The organism is Flavobacterium sp. GL_143, assembly GCF_057834355.1.
Map to the genome: position 1 here is coordinate 4,776,525 of NZ_CM174401.1, position 12,355 is coordinate 4,788,879.

Annotated in this window: 17 protein-coding genes; 10 read left to right on the forward strand and 7 right to left on the reverse strand. The window is 33.3% G+C overall.

From position 1 onward, the window contains the following. Positions 1 to 169: 169 nt before the first annotated feature. From AC3IPI_RS20075 to AC3IPI_RS20100, 6 genes are all read right to left on the reverse strand, one after another. Positions 170 to 658: a GNAT family N-acetyltransferase gene (locus AC3IPI_RS20075; RefSeq protein ID WP_489155232.1), complete on the reverse strand. Its 489-nt coding sequence runs from the start codon at positions 656 to 658 to the stop codon at positions 170 to 172. A 134-nt stretch (positions 659 to 792) separates the two neighbouring features. Then, positions 793 to 1,293 (reverse strand): DUF2938 domain-containing protein, encoded by a 501-nt coding sequence (locus AC3IPI_RS20080; protein WP_489155234.1) that lies wholly within the window; start codon positions 1,291 to 1,293, stop codon positions 793 to 795. A gap of 5 nt (positions 1,294 to 1,298) precedes the next feature. Then, the gene (locus AC3IPI_RS20085; protein ID WP_489155236.1) at positions 1,299 to 2,309 is read right to left on the reverse strand and encodes an NAD(P)/FAD-dependent oxidoreductase; all 1,011 of its coding nucleotides are present in this window, start codon (positions 2,307 to 2,309) and stop codon (positions 1,299 to 1,301) included. Beyond that, positions 2,306 to 3,319, reverse strand: coding sequence for a thioredoxin-disulfide reductase (gene trxB, locus AC3IPI_RS20090; protein WP_489155238.1), 1,014 nt, complete (start codon positions 3,317 to 3,319; stop codon positions 2,306 to 2,308). Before trxB ends, AC3IPI_RS20085 begins: the two co-directional genes overlap by 4 nt. Before the next feature lie 51 nt (positions 3,320 to 3,370). Next, a complete protein-coding gene (locus tag AC3IPI_RS20095; protein WP_489155240.1) occupies positions 3,371 to 3,670 on the reverse strand; it encodes a thioredoxin family protein in 300 nt (99 codons plus the stop codon). 61 nt (positions 3,671 to 3,731) lie between these two features. Continuing rightward, the gene (locus tag AC3IPI_RS20100; protein ID WP_489155242.1) at positions 3,732 to 4,034 is read right to left on the reverse strand and encodes a thioredoxin family protein; all 303 of its coding nucleotides are present in this window, start codon (positions 4,032 to 4,034) and stop codon (positions 3,732 to 3,734) included. 271 nt (positions 4,035 to 4,305) lie between these two features. On the opposite strand from AC3IPI_RS20100, the gene AC3IPI_RS20105 reads away from it, so the two are divergent. From AC3IPI_RS20105 to AC3IPI_RS20120, 4 genes are all read left to right on the forward strand, one after another. Then, on the forward strand, positions 4,306 to 4,884 hold the full coding sequence (locus tag AC3IPI_RS20105) for a Crp/Fnr family transcriptional regulator (protein WP_489155244.1): 579 nt from the start codon (positions 4,306 to 4,308) through the stop codon (positions 4,882 to 4,884). A 59-nt stretch (positions 4,885 to 4,943) separates the two neighbouring features. Continuing rightward, positions 4,944 to 5,366: a GNAT family N-acetyltransferase gene (locus tag AC3IPI_RS20110; RefSeq protein ID WP_489155246.1), complete on the forward strand. Its 423-nt coding sequence runs from the start codon at positions 4,944 to 4,946 to the stop codon at positions 5,364 to 5,366. 88 nt (positions 5,367 to 5,454) lie between these two features. Further along, positions 5,455 to 6,027 carry a Crp/Fnr family transcriptional regulator gene (locus AC3IPI_RS20115; RefSeq protein WP_489155248.1) on the forward strand — a complete coding sequence of 191 codons (573 nt, stop codon included), beginning with the start codon at positions 5,455 to 5,457 and terminating at the stop codon, positions 6,025 to 6,027. Between the two features lie 73 nt (positions 6,028 to 6,100). Further along, positions 6,101 to 7,183 carry a DUF418 domain-containing protein gene (locus AC3IPI_RS20120; RefSeq protein ID WP_489155250.1) on the forward strand — a complete coding sequence of 361 codons (1,083 nt, stop codon included), beginning with the start codon at positions 6,101 to 6,103 and terminating at the stop codon, positions 7,181 to 7,183. Between the two features lie 20 nt (positions 7,184 to 7,203). Here the strand turns inward: AC3IPI_RS20120 and AC3IPI_RS20125 are convergent, their stop codons facing one another. Further along, positions 7,204 to 8,103 (reverse strand): helix-turn-helix transcriptional regulator, encoded by a 900-nt coding sequence (locus AC3IPI_RS20125; RefSeq protein WP_489155252.1) that lies wholly within the window; start codon positions 8,101 to 8,103, stop codon positions 7,204 to 7,206. Between the two features lie 135 nt (positions 8,104 to 8,238). Between AC3IPI_RS20125 and AC3IPI_RS20130 the strand changes: the two genes are divergently transcribed. The 6 genes from AC3IPI_RS20130 (at position 8,239) to AC3IPI_RS20155 (ending at position 12,134) form a co-directional block, all read left to right on the forward strand. Continuing rightward, complete coding sequence (locus AC3IPI_RS20130; RefSeq protein ID WP_489155254.1) at positions 8,239 to 8,466, forward strand: aminoglycoside adenylyltransferase domain-containing protein; 228 nt, start codon at positions 8,239 to 8,241, stop codon at positions 8,464 to 8,466. An 11-nt stretch (positions 8,467 to 8,477) separates the two neighbouring features. Next, positions 8,478 to 9,134: a CatA-like O-acetyltransferase gene (locus tag AC3IPI_RS20135; RefSeq protein WP_489155256.1), complete on the forward strand. Its 657-nt coding sequence runs from the start codon at positions 8,478 to 8,480 to the stop codon at positions 9,132 to 9,134. 65 nt (positions 9,135 to 9,199) lie between these two features. Continuing rightward, positions 9,200 to 9,757, forward strand: coding sequence for a GNAT family N-acetyltransferase (locus AC3IPI_RS20140; RefSeq protein WP_489155258.1), 558 nt, complete (start codon positions 9,200 to 9,202; stop codon positions 9,755 to 9,757). Between the two features lie 8 nt (positions 9,758 to 9,765). Further along, a complete protein-coding gene (locus AC3IPI_RS20145) occupies positions 9,766 to 10,605 on the forward strand; it encodes a GNAT family N-acetyltransferase (RefSeq protein ID WP_489155260.1) in 840 nt (279 codons plus the stop codon). Between the two features lie 2 nt (positions 10,606 to 10,607). Next, positions 10,608 to 11,129 (forward strand): N-acetyltransferase, encoded by a 522-nt coding sequence (locus AC3IPI_RS20150; protein ID WP_489155262.1) that lies wholly within the window; start codon positions 10,608 to 10,610, stop codon positions 11,127 to 11,129. 390 nt (positions 11,130 to 11,519) lie between these two features. Then, entirely contained in the window at positions 11,520 to 12,134 is a 615-nt protein-coding gene (locus AC3IPI_RS20155; RefSeq protein ID WP_489155264.1) for a GNAT family N-acetyltransferase, read from the forward strand. Positions 12,135 to 12,355: the final 221 nt, after the last annotated feature.

Genomic DNA, 12,355 nt, shown 5'->3' on the forward strand with positions numbered 1-12,355 from the left:
AATATCAAAGGGTTTTTTAATCAACATTCGTAAACTACCAAATATGCTTTTCCTTATTTCTTTATTTTTTTTAACCACCAGAAATTATAAAAACTCGTTTTATCACTTTTTTTTCCACTAATAAGATGTTTTTACATGCATTATTTTTTCAATTAATTTTCTAGTCTTATCAAAAAATAAGATCATACCGTTGCTCAATAAGAAGTTTACCAAATTGATTAGATGGCTTTTCTTCTGTCAATTTAAATCCTGCTTTTTTATACAAGTGATGAGCGGTGTCTAACTCATCCGTGGTCCAAAGACATACATTTTTATACTTACACTCTTTCGCAAAATCCATAAACAATTGCATTAGCCTATTACCTAAACCTAATCCTCTATATTCAGATTTTAAAAAAAAATATCTCAATTGAGCTGTTTCCCCACGGTTTTTAAGGAGAAGGCATCCTATTATTTTGCTATTATCTTCAGCAATCCATATACGCTCATTATCAGAATTGTACGAGCTATAAAATTCGTTCAGACCTGCCGCTACAATTGCTTCAAAAGAAATCCCATGATTATATTCTTTTTTATATGAAATACCATGTAAGTAAGTAATCATCCCTATATCTCCAGGACGAATATCTGTTCTAATTGTAATTTCGTTTTTATTCATTGCTAATTACTTATTTTTTATTTTTTTTATATTACGTCCTTCTGCTCTATCAATTGTTTCATTTGTTAGACAGAGATGCTCTTCGTAACTTGAATTACCCTTCTTGTAACTTTATATTAAGAAATGTAATCTTATTATGAGATGACAATGCTAAGTAAAATAGCTGCCAGATATAATCCCACTCCATAAATAGTATGTGCTTTTAAACTCCTTAACCTCGCTAGAGAAGGATTCTGTGTTTTAGAAGCAGCTATACCAAAACCAAAAGCAGGCTGCATTACAAACCATGGTGCAATAGTTGTTAAAACACCAATGATTAGGGCCGGTAAAAACGTTGGATTATATACCCACTCTATTCCCCAAATAATTAAAAGTAGGAATGCGAAAGAAATTCCAATAAGATAATGAGCGATCCACCCAATTATCCGTTCCTCTTTAATCTTTTCGGCTTCTATAATATTTTGATGAACAAATACACCATGCTTAAAATGACCTATCCATCTGCCCACTATACCCATATCAAGGGAAGGGATTTTGAAAACAAGTCTCATGAGTAAGGAATATATATCCAAAATTATTGTGGCTCCAGTGCCTATGAGTATTGAAAAAATAATCAGTTCAAAAAATGTATTCATCTGTTTTATTTATAATTAAAAATTTCTGTAGATAAGGCCATATTAATAGCAGCGCCAGCCTGAGAACCAGTTGAAACTGCTGTTGCAATAGAACGGAAAGCAGAGTTATCACCACATGCATATACTCCGGGAATATTAGTCTGCTGAGAATTATCAATTTTTAAAAGACCTTGTTCTGTAAGTTCACATCCCATTTCCATTGGAATTTTGCAATGTTGTTCAAAGGACGGACGTGCATACATTGCATTTAACTGATGTACAGAACCATCTTTTAGTACAATAGCGGACAAATTCCCTTGTTCATGTTGTAAGGCAACAACCTTTTGTTCCTCAATATGGATCTTGTTTTTATGAATCAATTCCAGCTGTTCTTCGCTAAAGGTTGACACTCCATCAGTAAAAATGGTTAGCTTGTTGGTAAGATTTGATACCAATTGGGCATAATGAAAAGCCAGATTACCATTCCCAAAGATTCCAGTTTTTTGATTTTTGACTTCATAACCATGACAATAAGGACAATGTAAAATTGATATTGCCCAACAGTCAGAAAATCCAGGAATAGAAGGCATAAGATCTTTCAATCCCGTGGCAAAGAGGATTTTTTTTGTTTTAAATGCTCGTCCTGATTCAGTGGTGAGCTCAAATGTTTTACCATAGTTTTTTACTTTGGTAGCAATATCTTCGTGAAAAGATACTGCCTGGTAATTTAATACCTGTGTCTTAGCTTTATTCGCGATATTTTTAGGTTTCTCTCCATCTTGGGTAATAAAGTTGTGGGAATGCGGGGCCTTCCTGTTACATGGCAATCCACTATCAATAAGCAGTACCTTCCTTAGAGAACGTCCCAGAGCCATAGCAGCAGAAAGACCAGCATAACTTCCTCCAATGATAATCACATCAAAAGTTTGGCTTTCACTTTCTGTATCTAAAGTGGCAAAGGACAAAAGTGTAGTAGGCAAAACAAGCGCCGAGGCTACAATACTACTTTGTGCAATAAATTTTCTTCTCGTAATCATTGATATATACAGTTAATTCCGTTTCTTGATACTAGAGTTGAGATCCCTACATTAGATCCAATACAGTAGAATCCATTTTTAATAACTCTCGAGGAAAGATAGCGTTCGGCGTCTATTGCTGCTATACAACCTGAACCAGCCGCTGTAATAGCTTGTCGATATTCACGGTCTTGCACATCTCCACAAGCAAATACACCAGAAATATTGGTTTTTGATGTGCCTGGTATCGTTTTTATATACCCCATATCATCTAATAGAATAGCATTTCCAAAAATTTGGGTATTCGGAATATGACCTATCGCAATAAATATGCCTGCTACTGGTAAAATAATTTCTGTTTTTGTGCTACTATCATATATTCTGGCACCATTTACAAGATGATCATCACCCAGAATATCAACCAGCTCTGTATTAAACAAGACCTCTATATTGGCAATATCATCCAAACGTGCCTGCATTATCTTTGAAGCTTTGAATGTTTCTTTTCTAACCAATACGTAAACTTTTTGGGCTAAATTTGATAAAAAAAGGGCTTCTTCTATAGCAGTATCACCACCACCAACCACAACAACTTCTTTATCCTTATAAAAAAAACCGTCGCAGGTGGCACAAGCAGAAACACCTTTTCCGAAATACTTAGCTTCATTTGATAACCCCAGCCATTTGGCAGATGCACCAGTGGCTATAATAATTGCTTCAGTCAAGATTTGTTTTCCACTACCTGCAGTAACTTTGAATGGACGATCACTAAAATCAATATTCAAAATTTCTTCATTTACAATTCTTGTTCCAAATCTTTCTGCCTGAGACTTCAGATCCTCCATCAGATCCTGTCCCTGAACTCCCTTGGGATATCCTGGGAAATTATCCACAGCTGTTGTTTGTGTTAATTGCCCACCTATTTGAAGACCAGAACATAGTATTGGATCTAATGCCGATCTTGAAGCATATAGTGCTGCGGTATATCCAGCTGGCCCCGACCCTATTATTAAACATTTTGTTGTTTTCATTGACTTATATTTTTATTAATCAATTTTTAGAAATTCTTAAATAGTCTTGCATTATTTAAGATGTGCTATTTGCGCTAGAAGATCATTTTCTGATATCACTCCTGTATGTCTCCAAGATATCGCACCATCTTTATCCAAAAGAATTAAAGTTGGTACAGCACGAATCGAAAACTCCGTACAAAGGTCACTTTGTTTGTCAACGTCTATTCTTTTCACATCTGCAACTTCCTTCATCTTTTGCTCTATCTGATTAACAATTGGTGCTAACATCTTGCATGGTCCGCACCATGTAGCAGTAAATTGAAGAAGTAACGGTCTTTCTATATTCTTGAATGTATTTGAATTATTCATAAGGATTTTATTTTTTGAAAATGTTTAAAAAACTTTAACTACCAATTTGTTTTAAAATTACTTACTTGAGAGATTCTAAGATTTCTGAAAAAGAATATTCAGACATTGTACCAGTTTTTCTCCAGATTTCTTTATCGTTTTTCATCACAACGAATGCTGGGACTGACCTCACATAAAATTGATTTGAGATCACGTAGTCTTTATCGATATCAATTTGTTTAATTACAAGCCAATCAAACTGTTTCTGTTTAATAGATTCAACAATAGGCATCATCAGACCGCATGGCTGGCACCAATCGGCATAAAATTGTAATAATACTAAAGAATCGTTTTGTTCTTGAACGTTAGTATTTCCGTGTGTCATAATTCTAATATTTTAATACTTCAAAATTAGATTGTAAAAGCCAATCATACGTAACACATATCATTGGGAAAGTTGTACAAATCAAAGGTGCTGCAGAAGAGAGAAAAAATACACACCGCATCTAAACACTATTTTTTATCTTTTATAGAGCTTTATAATATTATAAATATCAAATCTTATTTTTAATAATTTAAAACTTCAACAGATAACTTTTGTCTTTTCTATCCATAAAAAATAAGTTCTACCTTTGCCACGTTTAGATTTTCAAATTATGATTTTAGAAAAATTGTTTAAGGAATTTAATGTGGATATGAGTTTGTTTACTTCAGAAGAATCTGAATTATTTGATAACTCTTTTGAAAAAATACTTGTCAAACGCAACGACTTCTTAATTAGGGAAGGGGAATTAGAAAAGTACAGTTATTTTATTTTTGATGGAATTACACGTTGTTGGACATTAAATGATAAGGGGGAAGAACAAACTTTTTGGTTTTGTAAAGAAGGAACATTTTCCATGTCGAATATATCTTTTACCTTAAAAAAGAAATCGGACTTCAACGTACAAACTCTTGTAGATAGTGTAATTTATAGAATCGACAATGAGAGAGTAATCCAAATTTATGAAATAATTCCCCGCTTAAAATCAGTTTTTGATGATATGACGGCTATATTATTAAGTAGAATCTTAAAAAGAAATATTGACTTGATTAAATATTCACCTGAGCAGTATTACTTACTTATGATGGAGGAATATGGCAGTGTATTAAATTTTATACCATTAAAAGATATTGCCTCTTACCTAGGCATTACCCCGCAAGCCCTAAGCAGAATACGCAAGCGTATTTTTTAACCTAAGTTCAGTAATTATTGTGACAAAAAGCAGAGTTTTGCTTTTATAAATTTAATGTCATGATTAGAAAAATTAAAAAAACAGATTATCCCACTCTGGTAAAAATATGGGAAAGTGCTGTACTGAACACACACGATTTTCTAAAAGTAGAGGATTTCAATTATTATAAGGAAAACATTCCGAATTATTTTGAACACGTTAAGCTATTTGGATATGAAGTTGATGGAACTTTAGTTGGATTTATGGGAATTTCTAATGAAAATCTTGAAATGTTATTTATTGACCATAATTCTCGTGGAAAGGGAATCGGAAAAAAACTAATTATACATGGTATAGATCATTTAAAGATCTCCAAAGTAGATGTTAATGAACAAAATTTACAAGCAGTTGGATTTTATAAACATATAGGATTTCAGATACTGAAAAGATCCGAAGTTGATGAACAAGGCAAAGAGTATCCGATTTTGCACATGGGATTATAACTTTACTTTTAGCAAAAAACCTTACTATATTTTATAGTAGTTTAATTGTTGAGCTTGCGTGCAAAGTAACTTTAAAATTAATATCAATATGAACGGAAATATACAGCTTAGAAAAATAGATGAACTAATTCAGAATTTAGATCGTGAAACCCTTTTAGCTTTAGAAAGTATTCGAGAATTAAAAATCTATAAAAAAGGGGAATTCCTTTTACATCAAGATAAACTGTGTAAATATAGTTTCTGGATTGAAAAGGGAATTCTTCGAAAATTCTATCAGAATGATGCTAAAGATATCACAACAGAACTTATTTTTGAAAATGATATTGCGGTTTCATTTGATAGCTATGTACTTCAAGTACCAAGTAAAGAATTCATTCAAGCTGTCACAGATGTAAGTGTTTACCAGACCGAGGAAAAATCATTTCAAATAATTAAAGCCAAGTTTCCAAAACTCATTGAGCTTGATCTGATGATGACAGAATATTATACTATGTGGCTCGAAAAAAGATTATTTGATTTTCGTACACTTAATGCAACCGAAAGATATTTACAATTACTCAAGCAACAACCTCACATTATTCTTGAAGTTCCGCTTACCTATATTGCATCTTATTTGGGTATTTCGTTGGAAACCCTGAGTAGGATCAGATCCAAAATTTGATTATTTGACGTAAGTCAAATGGAAAGCAGATTCATTTTGAGAAATTTGCTTTTTCATTTAAACATTAAATATTTTGGGAAATAATAATAGAATTATTGGATTTGATCTGGCAAGAGCATACGCCATTTTTGGGATGTATATTGTCAATTTTAATATGGTGTTTGGTAGCTATAACGACACAAGTTTAGCCGGAAAATTTCTATCGCTTTTCAGTGGAAACTCAAGTACTGTATTTGTCATGCTTGCAGGAATGGGAATAGCATTAATGACCAATAGACCGAATTATACCACAGAAGAGAAGAACAAGCTGTGGAATACCGTTTTAAAAAGGGCATTATTTCTATTCGTCTTAGGATTGTTGCTAAGCATTTGGTGGCCGGCAGATATTCTGCATTTCTACGGAGTATATATGCTCATTGCCACCTTTCTTCTTTTTCTGCACAAAAGATACTATCTAATTGCTGCTACTATTTCTATTTTAGTTTTCCATGTGTTATTGTTTATTGTTCCATTCGAAAAAGGATGGAACTTTGAAACACTTGAATACACCGATTTGTGGTCGATATCGGGATTTATTCGAAATACATTTTACAATGGGTGGAATAGTGTTTTTCCTTGGGTAGCCTATTTTACTGTCGGAATGTACTTGGGTAGATTAAACTGGACATTATGGATTACGAAAAAAAGAATGTTCACATTAGGAGTTGCACTTTTCTTACCCGTAACCATAGTGCAAATTTTTGCTCAAAGCATTTTTACCAATAGAGAACTTATTGATATCATTACCGCAGATTATCTTCCTCCTCTTTTACCGTTTTTGTTGAGCACGATAGGTTTTGGCTTGATGCTTATTTCAGCTTTTATGTATTGCAGTCAGTTTTTTTCAGACAGTAAATTTGCTCAAAATTTAGCGAAGACAGGACAAATGACCCTAACCCATTATATTTCGCACTTAACGATAGGAATGATTATTTTTTCGCTAATCTCTGGTAAAGAGTATGCAGCAAAGCTTAATGAAACAGATGCTATTCATCCATTTTGGATACTAGCTTTCTCTATTTTATATTTTGCAGCAAGTTATTACTTTAGTAAAATATGGGTGACAAAATATAAAAATGGACCCATGGAAATGTTGATGAGAAAAATATCAAATTAACAGAATAGCCTGATAATGTACTATTTATTTTGACTGTAATACCTATTTCGAAAGCCTTTCGGAGAAATACCTGTATGTCTTTTAAAATATCTGCAAAATAAACTCGTATCTCCGAAATGAAGTTCATTGCTAATTTCTTTCACGGATAAATTTGATGATTTCAAAAATGATTTAGCGTGTATCATAACCACATGATCAATCCACTGCAATATGGATTTTCCGGTTTCCGACTTTAATACTGTTGTTAAATATTGTGGGGTTAAGTACAGTTTTTCGGCATAGAATTTCACATTTCGCTGTTGGCTGGCATATTTTGAAATCAATACATAAAAATTGTCGATAATTTCATGCTTACGACTCTTGGGTAGGTTTTTACTTTGAGCCAAACCTGAATATGATTCTGAAAGAAAAGTGATTATTGCAAAAATTAGATATTGTAAGACCTCTGTCTTTTTAGTGCTTCGGGTTTTGAGAAAAAACTTTTGCAATAATATGGCTAATTCTTGTTGTAGATGTTGATCTTCCTCTCCAAGCCGAATAATGGGCTGCCAGCGAATCTGGTCATTGGTAATAAATTCGCGTAATATCGGAAACCCACTGAGGAAATCCATTGATAACCCTATAGTAATCATTTTAGCATCATTACTTGCCCTCAGTGGTTCAATGATCAATTGTGGAAGAACAATTGCTACTTCATTTTTTCTTATTTCATATTCCATAAAATGAATACGAGCATTCATTGTACCTTCTAACATAAAGCCCAGCAAAAGCCCTTCAAACTGTTGCTTGTAATCTGAAAAATAATCTTCTTCCGAAAAAGTTTGATCTACGACTACAATGCCTTCCATTTTTAAAGAAGAATCGATTTCATATACTTTATAAAAGTCATCTAAATTATAGAATGAAGGAGTTGTTGGCATGATTACAAAATGAATGTTTTTATCAATTACAGTATTTCAAATGTACATAAATATTACAAATTGAATGTAATGTGCGATAAAAAGAAAATTCTAGCACTTTAAAATTCTATAATTTTGTAATTAGTATTTGATATTTTGACTTTAGCCCGAATGCATTTTATAGTAGTTACGGGCAAAATCACATCGAAAAATAAAGCAGCTGATTGGCTACTTCCAAAAATTTCAGTGCAGTTTAAAGGTCTTTTGCAAATGGCTAAAAGTCCATATCTCGGCGAATGTGACGATAATTGGGTAGGAAAAGATGAGGAAATAACAGAATTCGTTCAGTATTTAATTCAGCTTATGGAACAAAATAAAATTTAAAACAATCTGTAATGAATGTAGGATATAAAAAAATAAATATAGAAGGGTGGAAAAGAAAGGAGCACTTTACTGTTTATCGTGATGCGGTAAAATGTGGGTTTAGTTTGACCTTCAAATTAGATATTTCACAGGTTATTCCTTTTATAAAAGAACGAGGATATAAATTTTATCCCGTGATGATTTATTTGATAACAAAAGCAGTGAACCAACATCCAGAATTCAAAATGGCGATGAAAGATAACGAATTGATTGTTTGGGATTACGTAAATCCGGTTTATACCCTTCTTCATAATGACACAGAAACTTTTTCAGCACTATCTTTATCACATACAGATAGCTTAATGAGTTTTATTAATAGCTATAATGAGGTGCTCCAAAAAAATATAAACAATAGGAGTTTCTTCCCGGAAAAAGCACCCGGAAATCATTTTAATATTTCGGCACTCCCATGGATTCATTTTGATAGTTTTAACCTAAACATTGCTGACTTTACCGACTACTTTGCCCCCAGTTTTACCATCGGAAAATACCAGTTAGAAGGAAACAAAATCCTGATGCCATTGGCAATACAAGTTCACCATGCTGTTTGCGACGGAATTCACTTAGCCAAATTGATAGACAGCTTACAGGAGTATTGCGCTACCATTCAAATATTTAAAGAAATTTAAAAATAAAAAATGCAGATAAGTACATTAGCAACGTTAGCTGTCATTGTAACGAAACAACAAAACGAATGAACAACAACCAAGATATAAGACTTGAAAAATTTTCTGAAACTGATTTTGACACATTGCTTTCTTGGGTTAAAGAGGAAAAGGAACTTATTCAATTTGCTGGACCAATTTTCAGTTTCCCATTGACAAGAGAACAATTGCGTAACTATCTTACAGATACCAAACGACATGCTTTCAAAGTTATTCACAACGACACAAATACTACAATAGGACATTGCGAAGCGTATAAGACGGACAAACAAAATAGCAAGCTTTGCAGAATACTTATTGGCGACAAAAATTTTCGTGGTAAAGGTTATGGAACAATTTTGATAAAAATATTGACCGAGTGGAGTTTTGACAACTTAAACACAAATTTTGTTGATTTAAACGTTTATGACTTCAATACTTCCGCAATCAAATCTTATGAAAACGTTGGTTTCAAAAAAATATACACCAATCAGGCAACAACACAAGTAAACAATGAAAATTGGGCATCATATAAAATGACCGTTACCCGAGAAGAATTTTACGAAAAAATACGACAGAAAACAACGAATAGTCAAATACTTAAATAAAAGTAAAAATGCAGATACGTAAACTAACAACGCAAGATACAAATGATTTATTAAATGCCATCAACGGTGCTTTTGCCGATTATATAGTACCGTTTCAACTGAATGCGACGCAATTACAATTTAAGATGATGTCAGAAAATATTCTGCCGGAATGGTCTGTAGGAATTTTTGAAGCAGACCGTTTGATTGCTTTCATAATGCACGGCATGCGGATATCAGAAGGCAAAACCGTAGTATACAATGCCGGAACGGGAGTGCTACCTGAATACCGAGGACAAGGGTTGGTAGGGAAAATGTACGATTATCTCCAGCCTTATTTTGAAGAAAATCAGGTGCATCAACTCGTTTTGGAAGTAATTGAAAGTAACAAGTCTGCCATTCGTGCATATGAGAAAGACGGATTCGCCATCCGTCGCAAATTATTGTGTTTTTCAGGTGAACTACAAACACCTCCTCATTTAAGTACAACGACTTCTATTGAACCTTTACAAGAGTTTTTATGGGAAGATTTTCAATCGTTTTGGGATATTTTGCCCAGCTGGCAGAGTGCCATTCCAAGCATGGATGTGGTAAAACCCGCCGCATTGGGAGCCTTTATTGACGTTAAACTGGTGGGATACCTACTTTTTAATCCGCTTAATAAGCGCATCTACCAGGTAGCAGTAGCACCACAACACAGGAGAAAAGGCATTGGGACACAATTGCTTGCAGAAGCACAAAAGCAACTATCCAACGAAAAAGTACAGATCAACAACATGGATGAAGTCGCTGAAAACCTGGAACTATTCCTCGAGAAACATGGTTTAACCAACGATATCAACCAATTTGAAATGGTAAAAAATATATAAAAATGATACGTATTGCTAAGTTTGAAGATTATGAAAAATTAATTGCCATTTGGCTGGAAGCATCTATTAGCGCGCATGATTTTATCGCCCCAACTTACTGGATAAATCAAACGCATGAAATGAAAAATATTTATTTGCCTTCCAGCGAAACATGGATATTAGAAGATGAAACCAATGTAATAGGTTTTGTTTCAATGGTTGATAATCATATTGCAGCATTTTTTTTAGCTTCTGTATATCAGTCGAAAGGTTTTGGCTCTCAACTCATGCAATTTCTTAAGACAAAATATCATTTTCTAACCTTGAATGTGTATGCTTTAAATCAGCAAGCAGTTCATTTTTATAAGAAACATGGTTTTCGAGTGGTTGAAGAAATGCTGGATGAAAATACAGGAGCAAAAGACTACAGAATGGAATGGAAAAAAAATGCGTTTGAAAAAGTGTGTTTTAGTTTAAAAGACGAAGAAATGAATATAGAAGAGCAACTAAGACAGACCTTAAACTCATCATGCAGATTTGTATGATGGGCGTTAAGACAACCCACATTTTTTTATCGAATCAAGATTTTGTTTTTTAAAATTGTAATTCTGTGCGATTGTTTATCAAATCTGAATATTTATATTTTGGAGGACGTGAGAGTGAATATCGAGGTACTTGACTTATAAAACGGATCAAATAATTTATATGTATGAATATTTATAGAACCCTGCCAGCTGAATTTATAATAGAGGCTAGCGAACTCTTTTCAGATGCTTTTGAAGGTAAATTCCGTAATTTCTTTGGATCTAAATCAGCAATATAACAAATGATGCCCTCGATAATCAATAAAGAGCAGGTGATCGCTGTTGTTTCAGATAAAACGAGCTGGTAGGTATAGCTATAAGTTAGCGGTAAGCTTAACAAATATCACAACTATGACACAACAATGGATAACTCACCCAACTATTTTGACAGGAACAACTCTTGACTTAATTCCTTTAGAGAAGGAACATTTTAAAGACTTATTTATTTCTGCATCTGAAAAAGAACTTTGGAAATTTATACCAACGGACTGTTCAGAAAAAGAAATATTTTATGAAACATATAATTTGGCTTTGACCGAAAGAGAAAAAGGAAAACAGTATTGTTTTGTAATACTTCACAAAGCAACAAATAAACTTATTGGGTCAACACGCCTTTTTGAAATATTTCCCAATGACAAGAAATTAGAAATTGGATGGACTTGGATTACAAAAGAGTTTTGGGGGACAGAAATAAATTTAGAATGCAAATTGTTATTACTGACATTCTGTTTTGAGATACTTAAAGCAAACCGGGTACAACTAAAAACCAAAGACACAAATATTCGTTCCAGAAGAGCAATAGAAAAAATTGGTGGTGCATTTGAAGGCATTTTACGTAAAGACAAAATTCAAAGTGATGGCACAACAAGAAATGCTGCTTATTATAGTATTTTAGATGATGAGTGGGACACTGCAAAACAAAAAATCATTTTCCAACTTACTGAGAAGAAGAAAACCTACCGGTAATAACTACTACAAAGTATTTGGAGATTGGCTTAATAGAAGTTGGTTTTGTATTTGGAAGATTTGACAAATCAAATAAAGGAGGCTTTTGTATATGGGTTAACACATTCACAACTGGATGTTTCTGTTGACAATAAGCAGGCAATTAACGCATATAAAAACATAGGTTTCTTGAAATTACTTCTAAGACTCTTAGTCATGGTACTGCCCAGAAGATTGGGATC

What these genes read in the sequence shown, in the direction of transcription:
- AC3IPI_RS20075 (WP_489155232.1), bottom strand. Translation starts at nt 658, where the DNA reads ATGAATAAAAACGAAATTACAATTAGAACAGATATTCGTCCTGGAGAT.
- AC3IPI_RS20080 (WP_489155234.1), bottom strand. Translation starts at nt 1,293, where the DNA reads ATGAATACATTTTTTGAACTGATTATTTTTTCAATACTCATAGGCACT.
- AC3IPI_RS20085 (WP_489155236.1), bottom strand. Translation starts at nt 2,309, where the DNA reads ATGATTACGAGAAGAAAATTTATTGCACAAAGTAGTATTGTAGCCTCG.
- trxB (WP_489155238.1), bottom strand. Translation starts at nt 3,319, where the DNA reads ATGAAAACAACAAAATGTTTAATAATAGGGTCGGGGCCAGCTGGATAT.
- AC3IPI_RS20095 (WP_489155240.1), bottom strand. Translation starts at nt 3,670, where the DNA reads ATGAATAATTCAAATACATTCAAGAATATAGAAAGACCGTTACTTCTT.
- AC3IPI_RS20100 (WP_489155242.1), bottom strand. Translation starts at nt 4,034, where the DNA reads ATGACACACGGAAATACTAACGTTCAAGAACAAAACGATTCTTTAGTA.
- AC3IPI_RS20105 (WP_489155244.1), top strand. Translation starts at nt 4,306, where the DNA reads ATGATTTTAGAAAAATTGTTTAAGGAATTTAATGTGGATATGAGTTTG.
- AC3IPI_RS20110 (WP_489155246.1), top strand. Translation starts at nt 4,944, where the DNA reads ATGATTAGAAAAATTAAAAAAACAGATTATCCCACTCTGGTAAAAATA.
- AC3IPI_RS20115 (WP_489155248.1), top strand. Translation starts at nt 5,455, where the DNA reads ATGAACGGAAATATACAGCTTAGAAAAATAGATGAACTAATTCAGAAT.
- AC3IPI_RS20125 (WP_489155252.1), bottom strand. Translation starts at nt 8,103, where the DNA reads ATGCCAACAACTCCTTCATTCTATAATTTAGATGACTTTTATAAAGTA.
- AC3IPI_RS20135 (WP_489155256.1), top strand. Translation starts at nt 8,478, where the DNA reads ATGAATGTAGGATATAAAAAAATAAATATAGAAGGGTGGAAAAGAAAG.
- AC3IPI_RS20140 (WP_489155258.1), top strand. Translation starts at nt 9,200, where the DNA reads ATGAACAACAACCAAGATATAAGACTTGAAAAATTTTCTGAAACTGAT.
- AC3IPI_RS20145 (WP_489155260.1), top strand. Translation starts at nt 9,766, where the DNA reads ATGCAGATACGTAAACTAACAACGCAAGATACAAATGATTTATTAAAT.
- AC3IPI_RS20150 (WP_489155262.1), top strand. Translation starts at nt 10,608, where the DNA reads ATGATACGTATTGCTAAGTTTGAAGATTATGAAAAATTAATTGCCATT.
- AC3IPI_RS20155 (WP_489155264.1), top strand. Translation starts at nt 11,520, where the DNA reads ATGACACAACAATGGATAACTCACCCAACTATTTTGACAGGAACAACT.